This is a genomic window from uncultured Psychroserpens sp., assembly GCF_947501425.1.
In the GTDB taxonomy this organism is placed as follows: domain Bacteria; phylum Bacteroidota; class Bacteroidia; order Flavobacteriales; family Flavobacteriaceae; genus Psychroserpens.
In genome coordinates this window covers 294,701-319,040 of record NZ_CANMVN010000001.1, presented here as the reverse complement: position 1 = coordinate 319,040, position 24,340 = coordinate 294,701, and the positions used below count along the sequence as shown (strand labels likewise).

The window sequence follows — 24,340 nt, the reverse complement described above, 5'->3', positions numbered from 1 at the left end:
ATAAAATAACCTACGCATGGAACCCTTTTAAATCCTGTAATTTTATGATGTTCAACTATCAATTTGATGGTTTGAATCTATCATACAAACCAATATAATATGTCCATAACCATGAAACTAAAATATCTTTCTGCACTCATTTTTTGTATCACCATTATCTTTTCCTGTAAGAAAAAAGATGAAATCACTCAGGACACTGATAGTCTATTTAAGTTTAGAGATTATATAAGCTATACCTCCTCAGGCATGCAATCTGTTACTAAACCAATTACAATAAACTTATCGAACGATGTTGAAGGTTGGGAAATGGGACAAGACATCACAGATGACATTATTCGCGTATCTCCAGATGTTGATGGGACACTTAAAGCCAGTAATAAACATACTCTGATATTTACTCCTGACGAATATTTGGATCCCGCAACCGAGTATACTGTAGTTGTCAAACTTGACAAAATATACAAGGATATGCCTAAAGATTATGAAGATTATGTATTTCGATTTAAAACCATAACTCCAAATTTCAGCATCAACACTAATGATTTACAATCTTACAGTAAAAAATGGCAATATTTAGAAGCTGTTATCAAATCGGCAGATGTGATTTCTCTGGATGAAGCAAAGACATTAGTAGAGGCTACACAAAATGGCAAAAAGCTAAAATTACAGTTTAATGAGCTAAATGATCATTCAACATATTTCGATTTCAAAATTGATAGTATTAATCGTTTAGTAGATGATTCTGAAATCATTATAAAATGGAATGGAAAACCTATCAAAGCAGACAATAAAGGCGAAAACAAAATTAAAATTCCTGGTATTAATAACTTCACTATAGTTAATGTACAGGCTTACAAAACACCTGAACAATTTTTATATATCAACTTTTCAGACCCAATCAAAACCCAACAAAATTTTGACGGTCTGGTCACCATTCAAAATGTAAAAAATCCAAAATTTAGTGTTATTGGTAATGTTTTAAAAGTATATCCAGACACAAAATTAGTTGGTAATATTCAGGTGGATGTCTTTCAGGGCATCACCAATATTGATGGTTACAAGCTCAAAAAACCATTTTCTGAGGCCATCTCTTTTGAAGAAATCAAACCTCAGGTTAGACTCATTAGTAACGGAACTATTTTACCAAATTCTAACGAGCTTAAGTTTAATTTTGAAGCAGTTAATCTAAGTGCTGTTGATGTTAGGATTATCAAAATATTTGAAGATAATGTTTTACAGTTTCTTCAAGATAATCCAATGAATAGCAATAATCGAAATGAGATCAAACGTGTTGGTCGAAGAATAGCCAAACAAACTATTGAACTACAATCTGCTGCTGAAAACTCTGGAAAATGGAAAGCTTACAGTATTGATTTATCAAAATATTTTAAAGCAGACCCTGGAGCAATATATCGTGTTGAACTAGATTTTAACAGAAGCTATTCGCTCTATGATTGTACTGCAAATCCTGATAGCGCACTAAATGAAGATGATGAATATGACGATTACTATTATGAGGAAGATTATTATTACGAAGACAATTACGCAAATACCAACACCGAAGACGATGATTTAAGAGAAGAGGAATACTGGGATAACCGTACTTACAGATATAGAAATTACAGCTATAACTGGAGACAACGTGAGAACCCGTGTCATGATGCTTACTACAACGAAAATCGTATAGTCACTCAAAATCTATTGGCTTCCAATCTTGGAATTATTGTAAAACAAGGTGCAAAAAACACCTATTATTTTGCAGTTACAAATCTTCTAAATACTACTCCTGAAGCTAACGCTACCATTACGCTATATAATTTCCAACAACAGGAAATAGGCTCTGTAACTACAAACAGTGAAGGTTTAGCTGTCTATGAAACTAATAAATATGCGGCCTTTGCAATTGCAACCAAAGGCAATAACAGTAGTTATTTAAGGCTCACCGATGGAAATTCACTGTCATTGAGCAAGTTTGATGTCTCTGGTAACCGATTGCAACGTGGACTCAAAGGCTACATTTATGGTGAACGTGGTGTCTGGCGACCAGGAGATTCTTTGTTTTTAACTTTTATGTTGAATGATAAAGCTAATACGCTTCCTAAAGGACATCCAGTAAAACTTGAGGTAACTGATCCTAATGGAAAACTCATCTATAAAAATGTAACCTCTGATAATATCAATAACTTCTATAAATTTATAGTGCCTACAGTTTCCGAAGGAACAACAGGAAACTACAATGCTAAAGTGTCTGTAGGCGGTGCACAATTCTATAAATCATTAAAAGTTGAAACCGTAAAACCTAACCGACTTAAGATCAAGATCGATTTTAATCAGGATGTGCTCTCAAGTACCGAACCTCTTAATGGATCTCTGGACGTTAAATGGTTACATGGTGCACCTGCAAAAAATATAAAAACAGAAGTTAAAGCAAAATTCAGCACCTCATATACAAGCTTTAAAAATTATAAAGGCTATGTCTTTACTGATCCTGCTCGCCAATTTAATACCGAAGAACTAAATGTGTTCGAAGGTAATCTTGATGAATCTGGAAAAGCGACAATCGACACCAAATTAGACATTGGAAAAAATGCTCCAGGAATGCTTAACGCACAATTTTTAGTAAGAGCTTTTGAAAATGGAGGCGATTTTTCTTTAGATGCATTTACAAAAACATACTCCCCCTATGAATCTTATGTTGGCTTACGTTCTCCAAAAGGCAACTACTACGGCTCCTACTTTACAGACACCAATCAAACATTTGATTTGGCAGTTGTTGATAAAGATGGAAATCCTGTAAAACGTGATAATCTTGAAATTAAAGTCTACAAAGTAGAATGGCGTTGGTGGTGGAACTCTTCTTATGACAATCTTTCTAACTATGTATCTAGCAGTTATCACAGACCCATATTAGACCAAAAAGCCTCTACTGGCGCAAATGGCAAAACAACATTCACCATTAAAATTCCAGAAAAAGAACGAGGTCGCTACCTCATTAGAATTTATGATCCTGTAAGTGGTCATGCAACAGGTCGCACAGCATATTTTTACAGAAACTGGTCTGGAATGTCAACAGGAAACGACAAAGAAGCGGCTAAAATGTTGGTGTTTGCTTCAGATAAAGATAAGTATACTGTTGGAGAAACTGCTCAAATTAAATTCCCATCTGGTAATGAGGGAAGGGCTCTTGTTAGTATAGAAAATGGGTCAGATGTGATCGATTATAAATGGGTAAAAACCACAAAAGGAGAAACCACAGTTGATATTCCTGTCACTTCAGAAATGGCACCAAATGTATTTGTCAATATTTCATTATTACAACCTCACGCTATAACAAGTAATGATCTTCCTATACGTTTATATGGTGTGATTCCAATTTTGGTAGAAGACCCTAAAACCATCTTAGAACCAGAATTACGTATGGCAAGTGTTTTAAGACCAGAACAGGAATTTGAAGTGTTTATTTCAGAAAAGAATAAAAAACCAATGACCTATACCATTGCTATGGTTGAAGAAGGCCTGTTAGATCTTACCCGATTTAAAACACCAAATGCCTGGAATGCATTTTATGCTCGAGAAGCGCTGGGTGTGAAAACATGGGATATTTTTGATGATGTGATTGGCGCCTATTCAGGTAGTGTTGATCAGGTATTTGCTATTGGCGGTGATGGAAGCGCTGCCAAAGGAAAGAACAAAAAGGCAAACCGATTCAAACCCGTTGTTACTTATTTAGGTCCTTTTGAACTTGAAGCTGGTAAACGAGCTTCGCATAAAATTAAATTACCAAACTACGTTGGTGCTGTAAGGACTATGGTTGTTGCAGGAAATAATCAAACCGAAGCTTATGGAAGTACAGACAAATCTGTGGAGGTTAAAAAACCATTAATGGTCTTAGCAACCTTACCAAGGAAACTAAGTCCTGGTGAAAAAGTAACACTCCCAGTAACCGTCTTTGCTATGGAACCAAAGGTGAAAAATGTAAATCTGAGCTTGAAACTCAGTGATGGTATTTCTGTAGTTGGAAATAGTTCTCAAAAACTCACATTTGCCAAGCCAGATGAAAAAATGGCGTATTTCGAATTGGATGTCAGCAAAGCAAAAGGTGTAAATACTGTTGAAGTAATTGCAACAGGAAATGGCGAAACGTCAACTTATAAAGTAGAATTAGATGTGGTAAACCCTAATCCGATTACATCATTATACGAAAACGCAAGACTTGAGCCTAACGCTTCACAATCATTAGAGTTTAACACATTTGGAGTACCAGGAACTAATACAGCAACTGTAGAGTTTTCTACACTTCCGCCAATGGATTTCTCTAAACGACTACAATACTTAATCAAGTATCCTCATGGTTGTGTTGAACAAACCACGTCTGGCGTATTTCCGCAGTTATATTTGAGTGATATTTTCGATTTAAAGTATGAGAAAAAACAGGAAATTCAATCCAATATTGAAAACGGTATCAAGCGTTTGGGTAATTTCCAACGTCCTAACGGAGGGATGAGCTACTGGATGGGAGAAAACACTGCTAATGATTGGGGAACTAGCTATGCAGGACATTTTATGATAGAAGCTGAAAAGAAAGGATTTGTATTGCCATTAACGTTTAAAAGTAACTGGTTGAGATACCAAAAACAAGCAGCTAGGGATTGGAGACCAAGTTATAGACGTTACAACTCTGATCTGGCACAAGCTTACAGACTTTACACATTAGCATTAGCTGGAAGCCCAGATCTCGCCTCTATGAACCGACTTAGAGAATTTACCGAGATTTCAAATGAAGCCAAATGGCGATTAGCAGCAGCCTATGCTTTAGCAGGTCAAAAAGAGGCAAGTGATCAATTATCAAGAACGGCAAACATTAATTTTGAACCTTCTGAAAGTAATTATTACACCTATGGTTCGGTAAATAGAAATCGAGCTATGGCACTGGAAACTATGATCATCACTGAAAATCCGAAAGCTAAAGCAATTGCTGAGTCTATTGCTAAAGAATTATCTAGTGACGACTGGATGAGTACGCAAACCACTGCCTACAGTCTATTGGCTATGGCAAAGCTGGTAGAGGCAAATGGTGGAAAGGATATGAATTTCAGCTATAGTTTTAATGGAAAAACAGAAACCATCACTACAAAAAACACTATTGCCCAGCGTCGATTAGAGGTAAAAGATGGTTCAAATACATTAAAGCTAGAAAACGCATTAGATAATTTGGTGTATGTTAGAGTCCTTAATTCAGGTAAGCTACCACTTGGCGAAGAACTCGCAGAACAACGTGGATTGAGCGTGTCTGTGGTTTATACCGACTTAAAAGGAAATCGCTTAAACATTTCCGAATTACAGCAAGGACAAGACATTGTAGCAAGAATAAGTGTTAGTAATTTAAAAAATCAATACTTGAATGATGTGGCACTAACACAAATATTCCCTTCAGGTTGGGAAATTGTCAATACACGTTTCACTGCTTTTGGTGATACAACTACCAGCACAGCAAGATATACAGACATAAGAGATGATCGAGTGAATTTCTATTTCGATTTACCAAGAAAGGGTAAACACGGAACAAAAGTATTTACAGTTATGCTCAATGCAGCTTATTTAGGTACGTATTATTTACCAGGAACACAAGTTGAAGGCATGTATGACAATGACTTTTTTGTGAGGAATAAAGGGCGTTGGATCACAGTTAAAAAATAAGCGATGACCATGAAAAAATACATCATCTTGTTGTTAATAATGGTATGCTATTCGTGCGGCATTGACAATTCAAAAGTGGAAACTCTAAACTGGAAACACGGTGGAGGTCATCATGTTGGAGATATGATCTCATTTGAAGATGACTATGAAATCAAAAACGATACGATTTATAAAAACGAAACTCCCGTTGGTATAAAGGTGTCTACAATACGACGATTAGATAACAGTCAGGTACTAATTATAAAAGCAATTAAAAAAGATCAAACAGGCACATATCATGCAAAATAACAAACCCTATTATGCAGTCATCTTTACCTCAACTCAGGCTGAAGATACCGAAGGCTATTCCGAAATGGCTCAGCTCATGGAAACACTTGCCAAACAGCAGCATGGGTTTTTGGGTATTGAAAGTGCCAGAAATGACATAGGAATTACGATAAGTTATTGGGATAACTTAGAGTCCATTAAGCAATGGAAACAACATACAGATCATTTGATCGCTCAGCAACAAGGTAGAGCGCAATGGTATAGTTGGTATAAGGTGAGAATTTGCAAGGTAGAACGAGACTATGAATTTTTAAGTAATTAATAATCTCACTCTGGGAACACAAATGAAACTAGTTAACTACATAAAACGACATAAAAAAAGGTCTATTGTCTTTACAATACTCCTGATCATGTATGTGTTTTGTTTACCTGGAGAATTATTTAAAGATCCAACTGCAACTGTTATTACCAGTAAAACAAATGAGCTTTTAGGTGCTCAAATAGCTTCTGATGGTCAATGGCGGTTTCCACACAATGATAGTATTCCTGAGAAATTCAAAACCTGTATCATACAGTTTGAGGATGAATATTTCTATGATCATCCAGGTTTTAATCCTATATCGATAGCTAAAGCACTAAGCGATAATATTAGCTCTGGAGAAGTCAAGCGTGGTGGAAGCACACTAACACAACAGGTGATTCGTTTATCTCGAAAAGGACAAGCACGAACCTATTTTGAAAAGATAAAAGAGATCATTCTGGCTACACGTTTAGAATTTCGGCATTCTAAAGAAAAGATTCTAGCCTATTACACTAGTAATGCTCCTTTTGGAGGTAATGTTGTTGGTCTTGATGCAGCTTCATGGCGTTATTTTAATAGAGATGCCAACCAGTTATCTTGGGCTGAAAGCGCAACTCTTGCTGTTTTACCTAATGCTCCAAGTCTGATTTATCCAGGGAAAAATCAAAAGCGCTTATTAGAAAAACGAGATCGCTTGCTCAAAAAACTTTTGGATAACGAGATCATCGATTCTCTTACTTATGAGTTATCAATTGCAGAAGGCTTACCTCAAAAACCTTATGCACTACCTCAAATTGCACCTCATCTCTTACAAAAAGTGGCAATATCGAATCGAGGGAAACGCATTCAAACCACCATTGATAGTAAACTTCAGGAACGTGTAAATCATATAGTTAAAAACCAGTATAATCTTCTTAAGCAAAATGAAATACATAATGCTGCAGTCTTGGTTTTAGATGTACACACTAGAGAAGTTCTGGCTTATATTGGTAATACCCCAACTGATAGAGCGCATCAAAAAGATGTGGATATTATTGATAAGCCTAGAAGCACAGGAAGTATTCTAAAACCTTTTTTATATGCTGCTATGCTTGATGCTGGCGACATTTTACCCAATACTCTGGTTACAGATATCCCAAGTCAGTTTGGAAGCTACAATCCAGAGAATTTCAATAAAGAATTTGATGGTGTAGTTCCTGCAAGTCGCGCATTATCACGTTCGTTAAATGTTCCAGCTGTGCGAATGTTACAAGATTTCGGATTGGACAGATTCCATCAATATTTAAAACAACTACAGTTAAAAGATCTCAAATATAATGCTAATCATTATGGTTTGTCTCTAATTCTGGGAGGCGCTGAAAGTAATCTTTGGGATTTATGTAAGAGTTATGCTGCGCTATCTTCTACATTGAATCATTTTTCTGAAACCTCAAGTGAATATTATACCCATGAATTCTTAGAACCTACATTTTTAGCTTCGGAAATGGTAAACTTTGGAAGCACCTCAACAGACAAAACGTTATTTGATGCGGCTTCTATTTATCTCACTTATGAAAGTTTAAAAAAAGTGAACAGACCAGAAGGTGATGAAAGCTGGGAGTTTTTTGATGATTCAAAACAAATTGCATGGAAGACAGGTACAAGTTTCGGTTTTAGAGATGCATGGGCAATTGGCACTACAAAAGATTATGTGGTTGGAGTTTGGGTTGGCAATGCAGATGGTGAAGGTCGTCCTGGATTAGTTGGTGTGCAGACAGCTGCGCCTATTTTATTTGATGTATTTGATCTGTTACCAAATAGCGAATGGTTTTCAAAACCGTATGACGAGATGCAAGCCGTTAATATCTGTTCTAAAAGTGGACATCGAGCTTCTACTATTTGTGATGAAACAGAACAACGTTACATTCAGTTAAGTGGTTTAAAAACACAACCTTGTCCGTATCATATTCTTGCCCATGTTGATGCTACAGAAACCTATCAGGTCAATTCGTCTTGTGAAGACCTTAGCAATATTAAGCACAAACCCTGGTTTGTATTATCACCTATAAAAGAATACTACTATAAAACTAAAAACCCATTTTATAAACCATTGCCAAAATTGAGGTTAGATTGTTTGGGAGAACCTCAGGAGGCTATGAATTTTATTTATCCGAAGCGGAATAACACGGTCTTTTTACCTAAGGATTTTGACGGAGAAACCAATGATCTGGTATTAAAAATTGCCCACTCCAAACCAGAGGCTAAGGTGTTCTGGTATCTCGATCAAACTTACGTAGGCACCACAAGAGATATACATGAGCTTGCTATTGTTCCTGAAACAGGAGAACACCTTATCACAGTCGTTGATGAGTATGGAAATGAAACCAAACGGCAGATTTCTATTTCGGAATAACACAATATTGATTAATCTGCTTTTTAGTATTTTACAGTACTAAAACTACATTATGATAGGTATACTTTCTTTTGTTGGCTTCACTGCTTTAGTTGCTATTATCTCTTACTTCGCTACCAAAAAAACTGATGAAACCTCATCTGATGGCTACTTTCTTGGAGGCAGAAGTCTTACTGCAGGTGTTATTGCAGGTTCTTTACTGTTGACCAATTTATCTACTGAACAATTGGTAGGTCTTAATGGCTCTGCGTTTACTGAAGGTATATTAGTTATGGCATGGGAAACCCTTGCTGCTATTGCCATGGTCGTTACAGCATTATACTTACTGCCTAAGTATTTGAAAGGTGGACTGACTACCATTCCTCAGTTTTTAGCAAAACGCTTTGACGTTACCACTAAAACATTGACATCTGCACTATTTTTAACAGGTTATGTAGTGGTCTTGCTTCCTACCATTCTATACTCTGGATCTTTAGCTATAAGTGCTATGTTTGATGTTCCGGAACTCTTAAACGTTTCAGAAAAAGCTGCACTATGGATCTGTGTTTGGGGAATAGGAATTATTGGCTCAATCTATGCTGTATTTGGCGGACTTAAAGCCGTAGCGGTTTCTGACACCATAAATGCCATTGGTTTACTCATTGGAGGTGTCATGATTCCGGTTTTTGGCTTAATGCTTATTGGCGACGGAAGTGTATTTGATGGCATTGCAAGACTGCAAACTGAAATTCCTGAAAAATTTGATTCTATTGGATCTAAAACCGCTTCGGTTCCATTTGCTACCATATTTACAGGAATGATGCTTGTACAACTATTTTATTGGGGAACCAATCAGCAAATTATCCAACGTGCATTAGGCGCAAAAAACTTAAAGGAAGGTCAGAAAGGGTTGCTTTTAGGATCTTTTATTAAAATATTAGGGCCATTAATTGTTGTTGTACCTGGAATTATTGCTTATTACATGCATCAAAAAGGACTTTTAAATGTATCTGCTCCAGATCAGGCTTATGGAGAATTGGTAAAAAAAGTACTACCTCCAGAACTCATTGGTTTCTTTGCTGCTGTGTTATTTGGTGCTATTTTGAGTTCATTCAATAGTGTTCTTAATAGTTCGGTGACCCTATTTGGTATAGATATTTACAAGCAACATATCAATCCCGAAGCCAATGAAAAGACAACTGTAAAATATGGTAAACTCTTCGGCATAATTCTCGCTATAGGAGCCATGTTAATTGCACCTTTCCTATCAGATCTGGAGAGTATTTTTGATTATCTCCAGCAAGTCAATGGTATTTATAGTATTCCTATTCTAACTATTATTTTTGTTGGATTTGTTACCAAAAGAGTGCCAGCCCTTGCTGCAAAAATCGGATTATTATCTGGCTCCATTCTCTATATTATCAGTGAGTTTATCATTAGGCCTAAACTAACGAACAATGCTTTGGAGGAAGCTAAAATTAACGGTGTTACAAATCCAGAGGCTTTAAAAATTATTGAAGTTGATACTTATCCACATTTTTTACATATCATGGCCATACTGTTTGTATTGAATGTCGTTATCATGTTGCTCATTGGTTACTTTAAGCCAAGACCAGAAGTGTATAAGCAAGAATTCACAGAAGACGTAGACATCTCCCCATGGAAATATGCAAAAAGTGCAGGAGCAATTATTGTAGCTATAGTGATTGGCGTCTATATATATTACTCTTAGTTAAGGATTTACGGACTTCACAATTAGTTTGGAAGAATAATTACATATAATTCATACCTTTGTTGTTGTAATATTTAAACTATACAACATGTACGATATTGTTAAAATGCTTCACTCTTACTGGGCTTACCTAGTACTGTTAATGCTAGTTATAGCAACATTTAATGCGTTAATAAAGTTGTTCAGTGGGAAAGAATTCCAAGCTGTAGATTTTAGAATTTCACTATTCACATTAATTGTTACTCATATTCAATTGCTTATTGGTATTGTAGTATTCTTTGCTTCAAATTACCTTTCAGTAATAAGCGACACTGGAATGGGCGAAGTCATGAAAAATAAAACGTTGCGTTCTAATATTATTGAGCATCCTATTACAATGATAATTGCAGTTGTTTTAATAACAATTGGATATTCAAAACATAAAAAGAAATTAACCTCAAAACCAAAATTTAAAATGCTAGCTATTTTTTACACTTTAGCTTTAATTTTAGTACTGGCAAAAATTCCTTGGAATACATGGTTTTAAAACATAAAAAAAGCGCTATTTATAAATAGCGCTTTTTTTATATTGTATTGTATCTTATGATTTAGTCCACTTGTTTAATTAAGTATACATATACTGGGAAGTGGTCACTAAAGCCTCCTGTAAAGCCACCATCTGCAAAACTTCTGAAAGGATACCCTCTATAACGCCCTCTTTTGTTGGTAAGGTATGCTTTGTTATAAATTCCAGCTTTGTAGAATCTAAAAGATGAATAATCATCTTTTTTTATTAAAGGCTCAGTCATCATAATCTGATCAAATAAACTCCAGGCATCTCTGTAGGCTGTCGTTCCGTAGCCTTTATCAGTAAACATTCTTTCAAAAGGATTGTATATCTCTTTTAATTTCAAATCTTCTTTATCACTTTTCGCTTTTAAAACATCTTTTACACTTGCATTAGTTGGGTCGTCATTTAAATCTCCCATTGTAAATATTTTAGCGTAAGGATCTTTAGACTGGATAGAATCAATAATACGTTTGTTGAGTTTTGCTGCTCCTACACGTTTTGATCGACTTCTAGCTTCTCCTCCACTTCTGGAAGGCCAGTGATTAACAATGACATGAATGGGATCTCCGTCAAGCTCTCCGCTGACTAAAAGTTGATCTCTGGTAATCACACGCTTTCTACTTAAATCATCATAAATTAATAGTTCATAAGAGTCGTGGCTAGTAGGTTTAAATAAATCTTTTTGATATAAAAGTGCTACATCAATTCCTCTAACATCTGGAGATTCGTAGTGTATAATTCCATAATTCTTAGGCAGTAACAAAGGATGATTTACCACATCAACTAATACTTGCCTGTTTTCAATTTCACAAACACCTATCAAAGCTGGAGAGTTACCTGTTGTACTTGCGCCAATATCAGCAATTACTCTAGCCATATTATTAACTTTCTTGTTGTAGATACCAGCTCTGTCAGCCTTGATTTCCATAATAGGACTGCGCTCATCAAACTTGGTAACGTCGTTGATAGTGTCAAATAAATTCTCTAAATTGTAGAAGGCTAAAGTGTGAATTTTAAAGCGCTTCTCTTTTTTTTCCTCTTGTGAGAAACTATTAAATGTCAATAGAAAACAAATAATTGTCAGAGAAAAATGTAATGGTTTCATAGTTTGAATATTATGTTATCGTTATCTTGATTACAAATGTCGAGCCAAAAGTATGTATTTATTATAAATAATGTAAATTTGCACGCCTTAAATAACTATTATTTAATGCACCTAAACTATTAATCATAATATTAAGCATGAAAAAAAGTTTTTTTATTTTTTTATTCGGAATGTTCTCCGTGTTAACATCCTTCGCTCAGGAGACTATTGTCAAAGGTAGCGTTCTAGATGGCACAACAGGGGAGCCGATTCCAGATGTAACTATCACCATTGAAGAAACTGGTCAGTCTGTTAAAACTGACGCTATGGGTGAATTCCAATTTGAAACTATTGTTCCTTTAGGAGAGCAAGTTTTAAAAGTTGAAAAGGTAGGTTATGTTACAAAACGTTATCCTATTGTTGTAAATGAAGGTAAAACTGTTGATATAAGCGGTATGACCCTCGATTATGACTCTAGTGACAAGACAGATTTATTCATTATTTCAATTTCTGATGACAATTTAAATAGTGAAGACGATGGTTTGACAGATAATATTTCTGGTTTATTACAGGCATCTAGAGATCAATTTTTAAGTGCTGCTGCATTTGACTTTAGTGCAACGTTCTTCAGACCTAGAGGTTTAGACAATGCCAATGGTAAAGTACTTATCAATGGTATTGAAATGAACAAACAATTTAATGGTAGACCACAATGGGGAAATTGGGGTGGATTGAATGATGTTCAAAGAAACCAAGAATTCTCAATGGGTATGTCGGCTAATGACTATACTTTTGGAGATTTAGCAGGTACCAACAATATTGTAATGCGTGCTTCTAAATACAGAAAAGGAGGTAGAGTTTCTTATGCTTCTGCAAATAGAAGTTATACAGGTCGTATCATGGCTAGCTATAATTCAGGATTACTGCAAGGAGGATGGTCTTATTCTATCTTAGCCTCAAGACGTTTTGGTAATGAAGGTTTCATAGATGGAACACTTTATGACTCTAATTCGTTTTTTGCTGCAGTAGAGAAAAAAATCAATGATAAACACAGTATCAACTTTACTGGTATTTATGCACAAAACAGACGTGGACGTTCTACAGCGATTACTGATGAAGTTTTAAATTTAAAAGGAAGAGAATACAATCCGTTTTGGGGAGAATTAGATGGAGATATCAGAAATTCAAGAGTTAGAGAGATTGAAGAACCAATTTTAATGCTAAACCACTTCTGGGATATTTCTTCTAAAACCAAATTAAATACAAACATTGCTTATCAGTTTGGTAAAATTGGTAATACAAGAATAGATAATGGTGGAACGCGACTAGTAAATTTTAATGGTCAAGCGAGTTATTTAGGAGGTGCTAGAAATCCTGATCCAACCTACTATCAAAATCTACCAAGTTATTTTTTAAGAGATCAAAACCCAACAGCTTACGACTATGAACAAGCCTATATTGCTGAGCAGCAATTTGTTAATGATGGTCAATTAGATTGGAATGCTTTATACAGTGCAAATGCTACTGTTAGAGCTCAAGGTGGAAACTCTATTTATGCTATCCAAGAGGATAGAAATGATGACTCACAATTTACTATAAACTCTATCTTAGACACCGAATTAACTGAGCGCATTAGATTAAATGCGATGGTAAGCTATAGAAAACTTAAAAGTGAAAACTTTGCTAACCTTAAAGATCTTTTAGGTGGAACAGGATATTTAGATGTTGATTTCTTTGCTGAAGAAGACGCTAATGTTATCCAATCATTGGAAGATATTGCTCAAAGTGACCTTAATAATCCTAACAGAATTGTCACAGAAGGAGACCGTTACAAATATAACTATGAAATCGATGCTGACGTTGTTACTGGATTTGCACAAGCTCAATTTAAATATAACAAAATCGACTTTTATTTAGGAGCTAACATTTCACAAACAACATACCAAAGAAATGGTTTATTCAATAATGGAAACTTCGCAGGAGCTCGTTCATTTGGTAAAAGTGAAAAATTAGACTTTTCAAATTATGGAATAAAAGCTGGAGGTACATACAAAATCACTGGCCGTCACTTAATAGATTTTAACGCAAGCTACTTTACAAAAGCACCATCAATTAGAAATTCATTTAGTAATGCTAGACAGAACAATGATGTTGTGATTGGTTTAGAGAGTGAAAAAATAAGATCTGTTGATGCAAGTTATATCTTTAGATCTCCAATAATCAAAGCAAGACTTACAGGTTTCTATTCAGGGTTTGAGGATGGAACTGATATTGGATTCTTCTTTACCGAAGATCTCGCCGGACTTGGTTTAGATACTGGAGATGCATTTGTTCAAGAAATACTAACTAATGTAGAGAAAAGACATGTAGGAGTAGAATTAGGTTTTGAGGCTCAAGTGACGCCAACCATTAAATTAAAAGCTGCGGCTTCGGTTGGACAATACACCTTCAATAATAATCCTAACTTATATTTAACTAGTGATGATTTTGATGGTCCACTTACTTTTGGTGACGGAACAACAAACATCAAAGACTATCACGTAGCTGGTGGACCAGAACGTGCTTACCAAATTGGATTTGAATATCGTGATCCTGACTTTTGGAATGTTGGTTTAACAACTAACTACTTCTCTAATGCGTATATTGACGTAAGTAACTTAGCAAGATCTGCAAACTTTACTTCAGATTTTGATGGCCAACCTATTGTTGGTTACAATGAAGATGTTGCAAGAGAATTGTTAAAACAAGAACAATTTGACGATTATGTACTTGTCAATGTAGTAGGAGGAAAATCATGGAGAGTTGGTGATTATTTCATCGGGTTCTTTGCAACCATTAATAACATCTTTGATCAAGAATATAAAACTGGTGGATTTGAGCAATCAAGATTGGCCACTTATGATCGTGTATTAGAGGATAAATCTAGAGATAATGGTCCTGTTTTTGGTTCGCGTTATTTCAACGGAAATGGAACAACTTACTACTTAAACGTATACTTAAGATTCTAAAAAAATAAATTTCAAAATAATGTCCTTTTTAAGGATGAGATAAAAAAAGAAAAAATGAAAACAATTAAATTAAACAAAATCATACTACTTGCCTTAAGTTTAGTGGTATTTAATGCTTGTGTTCAGGACGATGATTTTGACACTCCAAATACTAATGTTGTAGACCCAACAATAGATGGAAACATTATAGATATAGATGCTGTTATTGGTAATTTAGTGCAATCTGGTGAAGATATCATCACATTTGAAAATACCAATAACTTTATGGAAGGTTATGTAATCTCAAGTGACGAAGGTGGTAATTTTTTCGAAGAAATTGTATTACAAGATAAGGCTGAAAACCCAACAGCAGGTATTGTTGTTCAAATTGATGTAAATCCTTTATTTACTGTGTATGATTTCGGAAGAAAAGTGTACGTCAAATTAGATGGTTTATCTGTTGCTGTTGATAATGGAGTAGTTCAATTAGGAAGACGTGAAGGAAACGAACTTGCTAAGATCTCTGCTGCCGACATGTCAGAAACTGTACTACGTACGTCTGAAGTTGCTACTATTGTTCCTTTGGAAGTAAGTATCAGTGATTTTTCTAATGATCTTGAAAACTTATTTATTCGTTTAAACGATGTACAATTTAACAGAAATGATGTATTAGGCGACGATTTAAAGACCTTTGCTGCTGAAGATGATGATCAATTTGATGGAGAGCGTCTTTTAGAAAGCTGTGCAAGCAGTTCGTCTGTAATCTTAAGCACAAGTACCTTTTCAGATTTTAAATCGTTACTACTGCCTGCAAATAGAGGATCAATTGACGGTATCTTAACAAGAGATTTCTTTGATGAGTTTTACACATTAGTAATCAACTCACCAGAAGATATCAACTTTACTAATGATGTACGTTGTGATCCAATTGAATTATCTTGTGGTTTAGCAAGTACAACTGGAATGAATAACTTATTTGAAGATGATTTTGAAGGACAAACCATTAACTCATTGATTTCTGGAAACGGATGGACTAACTTTATTGAAGCAGGATCTGAAGGATGGGAAGCTTATACTCAAGGTGGAACAAATGCTTCACAAGGAATTTCTGCAAGAGTAGGATCATTTAACTCTGGTGATGCAAGTACTGTAGCATGGTTAATTACACCTCAAATTGATTTAGATGCTAATTCTGGAGTAACATTAAACTTCGAAACATCTAACAGTTTCTCTGATGGAAGTACATTAGAAATCTTATTCTCTAACGATTGGGATGGTACCGAAGCTGGTATTGGAACTGCAACTTGGGGAATTATCACTGATGCTTATGTGACTCAAGACAGTGATTTCTTCGGAGATTGGTTTGACTCAGGAAACGTAGACCTTTCATGTGGATCTGGTCAAATCTATATCGCATTTAAATATGTAGGTAGTGGTCAATCAGATTTTGATGGAACTTATGAATTAGATTTTGTTAGCATAGACGCACAATAATTTATTTTGAATATATTTGGAAAGCCACATCCAGTTTGGATGTGGCTTTTTTTGTAAATGAATCCTTATGACTGTTTTCGATGTATTGTTTTATAATGTGTTCACATATTATAAACCCACTAAAAAAAAGAAAGCCAATACTATTGCATTATTCTACATTTCTACGCTTCAATGTAGTTTAATATTACTATCAGGTATTATGCTGTCCATATTTTTAAAGCGTATGAATACAGTAACTATGTCTTCAGGAAAAGCCTGGGCCTTATTTTTTATGACTTGTATTTTTATCTATTTCAAAAACTGGATTCAGTATAGTGGTAAAAAAAGAAAGGTGTTAAATGCAAAAAATATTAATAAAAGTAAACCACAACATTATAACATTTGGGTTTTATGGTTCTTACTAATTTGCTGTATTGCCTTATCAGTTATACTATTGGTTTAGTAGTACTACATTATAAAATGGTTTGATATCAAAAAGCCTCTAACTAAACTGTTAGAGGCTTTTTTAATTTATAAAAAAAGTGTCGATTAATTTAGACGTTGAATATATACCCAAGCACTTCTTCGTTTACCATCTTCATATTCCATCGTATAGAAATAAGTCCCTACAGGCAATTCGTTACCATCTTGATCCTGACCAAACCATTCGTCAAGATAATTAGTTTTAGAATACACTAAGGTACCATATCTGTTAAAGATCTCTAATTTACTTACTCTATAACTGCTTAGGTCGAATGTATCATTCATTCCATCTCCATTAGGAGAAATACCTTGCGGAATAACACAACTTTCTAATTCTATTACTGTTTGACTTGTAATATTAGAGCATCCTGTATCATTAAAGATTACTTCAATTTCATAATCACCAGCTAGAAGTACTGGGAATGTCAATCCATTTTCTCCTGGTTGTAAGACACCATCTAAATACCAATTGATAGTCACTTCCGACGCTGTATAATTCACAGGTGTAGCTTCAATTATAATTGGTACTGTAGCATTAGGACATACTTCATAGTCGAAGTCTTGCGTAAAGGTTGTTGCCGGTTCAATACCTAATACTAAATTAAAACTCGTAGTGTTAATACATCCTGTAACGTTATTAGTTATCTGAGCATATACTGTTTGTGGATCTGATATACTTGTATAAGGACTCACAAGAGGGTCAACACCATCAATGGCATCCTGTTCAGTTAAGTGATAGGTTACAGTAAAGTCAGCTGGACTTTGATCTCCTAAGATTTCAGCATCATTGTCAGACAATGTAAATACTGCTGTATCATTTCCAATAGAACATCCTACAAGATCTGGTGGTGTATTTGCAATTGGTAATGGTAAGAACTCCACAACAATTTCATCAGAGATAATACATGATGAAGAGAATATAATTTGAGTAGTGTAAGTACCATCTTCTGTAACAACTAATTGATTAGAGGTTTCACCTTCAATAACAAAACCATCTTTAAACCAGACATGGTCTACAGATAAAGCTTGAGTTTCAAGAACAATTTGCTCTCCAATACATGCTGCGGTTCCTGCTTCAATAGTGATATCATCTCCTAATTCAACTTCACCGATATCAAAACTTCCTGCTTTTAAGAATACTCCAGAATCCAGTGCTGTATCAGTTGCATCAGCAATTACTAACTTAATACGATAGGTTTCACCAATATTAACCTCTGAAAATGCAGTAAATACAGTAGTTCTACCGTCAAATGACATTGGAGGAAGGTTTTGCGGAACATAACCTCCAAAGTATTCTTCGTTAATCGCTGGACACCCAGGGTTTTCCGGGTGAATATTAGTTACAAGAATTGGTGTAGTCGTACCTGGTAATACTGCTAAGTTAGTAGTCACATTATTTTCATCGGTCAATAAAAATGCAAAGGCGTCAGAGAATGTACATTCAAATGTACCTCCTGTACTACCGTTGTATTCTTCGGAAGCCATTAGGAAATCAAAACTAATCTCATCAGATAATGGCACAAAATCAAACTCTATAATGGTAGCATTGTTAGAATTAATTCCAACAACAGCATCCAATTCAGGATCTCCAGGCCAGCCAAAACCACCAGCACTCATAGCATTAAAGTTTGGTCCTGCTGCTTCACTAGCATCTCCTGAAGTTAATAGCAATCCTTCTTCAAACGGAAAACTACCTTCTTCAGCAGAAAAATATCCAATACCATTAGTACTACCAAAGTTTGTTCCTGTTGAGAACGTAATGTTATCAATTTGTGCACACGGACTGTCAATTAAAACATCAATCACTAACTCTTCCACAGTGTATGTAGTTTGATCTACAGAAACATTTCCAGTTCCTGGTCTGATACATAAATCGAATGTATAATCTACTGGTTCATCTCCAGCCGAAAATACTCTAATGTAGTATGTATTTCCAACTGTTAATGCAGGCGTTAAGCTTGCATCATTATCAGAACAGTATAACTCTACTAGTGCATCACAGGCACCTTCGTATACTGCATGATCTAAATCCTGGAAGAAACCTCCTCCATTGATATTGGTGAATTGGATGATCTGGAATTCATTAAGCGCTGTAAATTCAAACCAAACATCATCATCTGGATCTGTTCCACATGATCCAACTGGTACACCAGAATCTGTTGCCTCCAATAAAGTTCCAGACGTAATGATATCACAACTGTCATCAGCATTGACTCCTGCGACTGTAGCATCACAAGGATTGTCATTATCCGGTGGACAAGCAAGAAGTATAATTGGTGAACTGTTAATTACACAATTGACATCCTGATCGTTGCTTAAGGTAATGATCACATCCACTCCAAATGGGAATGGACCAACTTGATACACACCTTCTGCAGGTGCCGAAACAGTATTAGTATCAATATTATTGGATATAGTAAGTGATGTTGCATCTCCTAGCGATGTCACATTAACACCGATAAGGAATTGATCTCCATTATCACAATCGTCAATAACCTGATATGTTGCTGCTGGATTGATACACGTTGCACAAGCTACTGTATAATCGATTCCTGCGGAACAACAGAAGCTTCCAGATTCACAACTTACTGATCCATCCGATTGAACTTGCCATGAAATCGTATCTCCTGTAGATTGGAAAGTTAATCCTGAAATATCGCCATCATTTCCTTCATCGTTATATAAGACTGTACCATCAGTATCAAATACGACTAAGAAATCAAATGGTGCGCCTTCTACTTCTCCTGCATTAAATGTCAGATTCACAGGTGAACCATCTGAACTCGTGTATGTAAATATTTCCGAATCATTATTTCCGTAACATACAGAACCTGTAATTGGTCCTACTGAACAATCAACTGTAAAATCTGTTTGTATTGTTGTTGTAAAGACCACTGGCCCTGACCATATACTAAATTCTGAACCACAATCGGCTCTTACCCATATCTCATATTCTGTTTCAAATTCTAAACCAGATATAGGTGTATTAGTTGCTCCAACTGTTGTTCCTGCTCCTGTTGGCTCTCCTGTTCCTGAGGGTACAACAACAAACTCCCAAGAAGACTCTCCATTATTCGCATCCCAATTGATGTCTGCTGATGTCCCTGTAATATTTGACACTGTAATTCCACTTGGTGGTATACAGAATGATCCACATGATTCTACTCTAACAAAATCAATTGACAAATCACCTTCAAAACCTGTTCCTGCTCCGCCATAACTAAACTCTAAATAAATCACTTGTCCTAAATAAGCATCTAAATTGATCCCTACTGGAACCCATGCTTCATCATCAGAAATCTGTAAATCTCCAACCCAAGTAAATAAGTTAGTAAATGGTCCTGCTGCATCATTAGCTATTCCTACATTTAAGGTTCCCATATCTGCTCCAAATGCATGGAAGAAAAAGGATAATTCTGCACCATCAATAGCTGCTGATAAATCTATGGCTGGACTTATAGCCACTGCAATATCAGTGGCATTACCAGAAGCCTCATATTCTAAATGCGTTCCAGCGCCTCCATCAAAAGCATTTGCCGGACCAGTTCCAAACGAATTGGCTCCCGCTGCTGCGATATCCCAGTTACCATTAGAACCATCAAACCCTGTTCCCGTCCATCCTGCAGGAGGGTTTTCGTCAAAGTTTTCTGTAAATATAAATGAAGATGATCCACTAGTACATGTCACTCCATTTGGTGGTGGTGGTGGGGTATTTAATGTTGAAAAATCAATTGGACCTGTCCAACTACTTAATCCATTTGCGCCACAATCGGCTCTTACCCAAACCTCATAATCAGTACTTGGATCAATTGGAGTGGCTGTATACGGATTATCTGTTGTGGCTGTACCTGCACCTGTAGGAACACCTGTTCCCTGAGGTTGAACAACAACTTCCCACGATGCTTCAGCACCTCCTGGAGTCCAACTTACATCTACTGATGTATCAGTTATATTATCTACTCCTAAACCTGTCGGCTCTTGACAGGATGGAATTGCTCTAACTCTAAAGTTATCGACAAATACGTCGTTATCTTCCGGATCATCTACAGTTCCTTCGGAACCTAATATTCCAAACTGCACTGTTTGTCCAGCGTATGCAGTAAGATCAAATACAACCTGTGTTCCTGTTGCTGGTACTACACTTGTATTATCGAAAGTAACTAAACTTGTCCAAGTTGCACCATTATCTGTTGATATTAATAATTGAACTGTGTCATCTGAACCAAGAGTTCCTGCATTGGTACTACTTCCAAACTGCATGATTCCAAAATCAAAATCGACTTGGAATGGTCCTCCTGTGAGATCAAATTGAGGGGATAAGATCCAATCGCTCTTAAAAGCTTGCCATAAGTTGATCTTATAAGCACCATCAAAACCGTTATTTAAAAATCCGTCTGGCGCCCAATCTCCAGCACCTAATCCTGTAGGCCCTGTAGTAGCATCTCCATCTCCTGCTTCATCCCAACAGTTAGGGATAATAGTCCCAAAAGTCTCTAAGTAGTCTGGCACAAATACATCACATGCAGTTTGAAAATTAATCGGTCCAGCCCAAATACTAAATCCGTCAGTTCCACAATCTGCTCTTACATAAATTTCATAGTCTGTTATAGCTGTTAAACCAGTTACTGTGTAAGGATTAGTGTTTGTCACTATTCCTGACCCAGTAGGTTCACCAGAACCTACAGGTTGTACAACGACTTCCCAGGTAGTTTCTGTACCAACAGCTGTCCAACTGATGTCTGCTGTGTTAGCAGTTATGTTTGTTACTATAATATCAGTAGGAAAATCACAAGTAGAATTATATACCTGTACATTATCTACCAGCCAGTACCATGCCCAAACATTCCCATCATTATAAATGAATCGAACTTGCATAGCAGCATTTGAATAGGCTGTAATGTCAATGTGTTGCTGATCTGGAGCTCCAAAAGCACCTGCATCAGCCGTTTGGTTTAAAACTTCAATCCAGTTTGTACCATCAAAAACTTCAACCACTGCTGTATCAGCACCAATATTGTTATAAAACTGGTCAAAATCTAAATATAAAGTTGTGGCTCCAGTAGTATCAAAAACCGGAGACGTTAAGGTTTCTATAAGCTCAGTTCCATTTCCGTTTGAGTCACTATCAACAATAGCACAATTTGTTCCGTCGAGGCTATTACCTCCTCCTTGCTGACCAGATGCCCAAGAATCTCCTGTAGCACCACCACCATCAGTAATAGTCCAAGTTGCAGGGATTTCAGTATCAAAGTTTTCTTGTAAATACGTTTGCGCTTCAACCCAAGAGCAGGTGAATATTAGCGCAATTATTAAGATGATTTTTTTCATTTGTGTCGGTTGTTTTATACTTTTCTTTTTTACATCATTAAAGGTTGATGTTGAGCAATTATTTTTTTGAATATGAACAATAAAAGCCCTGTTGATTAGTTCAGGGCTTTTATATTGGTTAGTTATTCATTTTATAATAGGTTTTTATTATTGTGCTTGTGGTCCTCCACTAACGATAATAAATTCTGATCTTCTGTTCATTTGATGTTCTTCATCAGTACAATTAGAACCACAATTTACTTTAGGTTCGTTTTCTCCTTTACCCATCCCTGAAATTCGAGATTTATCAATCCCTTTTGAAATTACATACTGAACAGTTGTTTTAGCTCTTCTATCAGATAATCGTTCATTATAAGAAGCAGAACCTCTACTATCTGTGTGGGATGTTGCATTGATAACCATGTCAGGATATTTGTTCATGATTTGTACCAGTTTATCTAACTCAAAAGCAGCTTGAGCTGTGATATTAGATTTATCGAAATCAAAATAAATCGGATTAAGATTTACGGTTTCTGGTCCTACTATTTCTTCAATAGGGTCTAAAGCGATAGATACTTCTACTTCTTCTTCTTCGGAAGCACCAACGGTCACTTTTCTACTTTCATATCCATCCATGGTTACTTCTAACTCTGAAGTTTTACCACACTCAACTATAAACTCTACAGTTCCATCAGAGTTAGTAACTTTAGATAATACCTTATTACCTTGATCGTCATACATGGTTACTGAGGCAGCATTTATAGGCTGTCTGGTTTTTGAATCCATTACCATTCCCGAGATTAGCACATCGCATAATGGTTGTAATTTTTTAATTGCATAGATGTCATCTCCACCTAATCCACCTTCTCTGTTTGAGGATACAAACCCTTCTTCAGTTTCTTCATCTAAATGAAAGGCAAAATCATCAGCACTACTGTTGATAGGGATTCCAACATTTCTAATTGGAGCCATTTTCCCATCTACTTCTTTCGTGTAGAACACATCTAAGTTTCCAAGGCCAAGGTGACCGTTGGAAGAAAAATACAATGTATTATTACTACTGATATAAGGGAACATTTCATGTCCTTGCGTATTTACTTTTTGACCTAAGTTCTCAGGTTCGCCTAAAGAACCATCATCATTGATACTTGCTTTGTAGATATCAAATAATCCATAACCTCCTGGCATATTTGAGGCAAAGTATAGTGTCTTACCATCTGCACTTACTGATGGATTCTTTACTGTATAGTTCTCACTGTTGATTGGGAAACCTTCAACATTACCCCAACCATCGCTACTTTTTGTTGCTTTAAATAATTGCAACTGGCTAATTCTATAATTAGTTACAGAATCCTTTTCATATTCCTTTTCAAAATAGCTTTCACGTGAAAAGTACATTGTGTTTCCGTCAGGTGAAAAAGCAACAACGCCTTCATGATACTTTGTATTGATATCTCCGCTTACTAAAGCACCTGCCTGATAAGTTCCATCATCATTTTTAGACATTTCATAAATATCTAGGAATGGTTCTTCGTTCCAACCGTAAGTTTTACGTGATGTGTTTCTAGCAGATGTGATGTATAATTTTCCATCTTGAAGTGTTCCTCCGAAATCAGAATACTGTGTGTTCAATCCTAAATTTTGAATATTGAACTTTTTACCTTTTTCTAAAATCTTTGGTAAATAATCTGGGTTTTTATTAAAGGCTATTGCTCTATCGTCACTTGGGCGCATTGAAGCAAACTTTGCCATTTGAGTATTTGATTCCTCATATTTACCATTAGCTTTTAGCATTTGAGAATACTTGAAAATCATTTCTGGGCTATCAGAGCTTTCTAATGCTTTTGCATACCAACGCTCAGCCTCTTGTGTATTAAATACGTTATAGTAAGATTCTGCTAACTGTGCATATACGTAAGGATCTCCTTTTCCGTCCTCAACTAATTTTGCATAATCTTCAGCAGCTTCAACAAATTCAAATCTGTTGAAATGTTTATCTGCTTTTTTTGTGTCTTTATTCTGAGCAATTAAGCTGAAACTACTTAATGCTGCTATTGTGAAAAGTGTCAATAATTTTTTCATAATTGT

The 24,340-nt window shown here is 35.8% G+C and carries 12 protein-coding genes; 9 read left to right on the top strand and 3 right to left on the bottom strand.

Annotated features, from left to right (window positions below; all coding sequences use genetic code 11):
- Positions 1-111 precede the first annotated feature (111 nt).
- The 6 genes from Q0951_RS01430 (at position 112) to Q0951_RS01405 (ending at position 10,894) form a co-directional block, all read left to right on the top strand.
- Positions 112-5,697, top strand: a complete 5,586-nt coding sequence (locus Q0951_RS01430; protein WP_299333310.1) for an MG2 domain-containing protein — start codon at positions 112-114, stop codon at positions 5,695-5,697.
- 9 nt (positions 5,698-5,706) lie between these two features.
- The gene (locus Q0951_RS01425; RefSeq protein ID WP_299333307.1) at positions 5,707-5,985 is read left to right on the top strand and encodes a hypothetical protein; all 279 of its coding nucleotides are present in this window, start codon (positions 5,707-5,709) and stop codon (positions 5,983-5,985) included.
- A complete protein-coding gene (locus Q0951_RS01420) occupies positions 5,975-6,286 on the top strand; it encodes an antibiotic biosynthesis monooxygenase (protein WP_299333304.1) in 312 nt (103 codons plus the stop codon). Before Q0951_RS01425 ends, Q0951_RS01420 begins: the two co-directional genes overlap by 11 nt.
- 22 nt (positions 6,287-6,308) lie before the next feature.
- Entirely contained in the window at positions 6,309-8,657 is a 2,349-nt protein-coding gene (gene pbpC, locus Q0951_RS01415) for a penicillin-binding protein 1C (protein WP_299333302.1), read from the top strand.
- 52 nt (positions 8,658-8,709) lie between these two features.
- Complete coding sequence (locus Q0951_RS01410; protein WP_299333299.1) at positions 8,710-10,368, top strand: solute:sodium symporter family transporter; 1,659 nt, start codon at positions 8,710-8,712, stop codon at positions 10,366-10,368.
- An 88-nt stretch (positions 10,369-10,456) separates the two neighbouring features.
- Positions 10,457-10,894, top strand: coding sequence for a hypothetical protein (locus Q0951_RS01405; RefSeq protein WP_299333297.1), 438 nt, complete (start codon positions 10,457-10,459; stop codon positions 10,892-10,894).
- Between the two features lie 61 nt (positions 10,895-10,955).
- Here the strand turns inward: Q0951_RS01405 and Q0951_RS01400 are convergent, their stop codons facing one another.
- Complete coding sequence (locus Q0951_RS01400) at positions 10,956-12,023, bottom strand: endonuclease/exonuclease/phosphatase family protein (protein WP_299333295.1); 1,068 nt, start codon at positions 12,021-12,023, stop codon at positions 10,956-10,958.
- Between the two features lie 137 nt (positions 12,024-12,160).
- Here Q0951_RS01400 and Q0951_RS01395 point away from each other — a divergent pair, with 137 nt between their 5' ends.
- The 3 genes from Q0951_RS01395 (at position 12,161) to Q0951_RS01385 (ending at position 16,925) form a co-directional block, all read left to right on the top strand.
- Entirely contained in the window at positions 12,161-15,010 is a 2,850-nt protein-coding gene (locus Q0951_RS01395) for a TonB-dependent receptor (protein WP_299333292.1), read from the top strand.
- A 54-nt stretch (positions 15,011-15,064) separates the two neighbouring features.
- The gene (locus Q0951_RS01390) at positions 15,065-16,483 is read left to right on the top strand and encodes a DUF5689 domain-containing protein (RefSeq protein WP_299333289.1); all 1,419 of its coding nucleotides are present in this window, start codon (positions 15,065-15,067) and stop codon (positions 16,481-16,483) included.
- A gap of 67 nt (positions 16,484-16,550) precedes the next feature.
- Complete coding sequence (locus Q0951_RS01385) at positions 16,551-16,925, top strand: hypothetical protein (RefSeq protein WP_299333286.1); 375 nt, start codon at positions 16,551-16,553, stop codon at positions 16,923-16,925.
- An 86-nt stretch (positions 16,926-17,011) separates the two neighbouring features.
- Here the strand turns inward: Q0951_RS01385 and Q0951_RS01380 are convergent, their stop codons facing one another.
- Both Q0951_RS01380 and Q0951_RS01375 read right to left on the bottom strand, forming a co-directional pair.
- Complete coding sequence (locus Q0951_RS01380) at positions 17,012-22,273, bottom strand: choice-of-anchor L domain-containing protein (protein ID WP_299333283.1); 5,262 nt, start codon at positions 22,271-22,273, stop codon at positions 17,012-17,014.
- A gap of 147 nt (positions 22,274-22,420) precedes the next feature.
- Positions 22,421-24,334, bottom strand: a complete 1,914-nt coding sequence (locus Q0951_RS01375) for an OmpA family protein (RefSeq protein ID WP_299333280.1) — start codon at positions 24,332-24,334, stop codon at positions 22,421-22,423.
- Positions 24,335-24,340 lie beyond the last annotated feature (6 nt).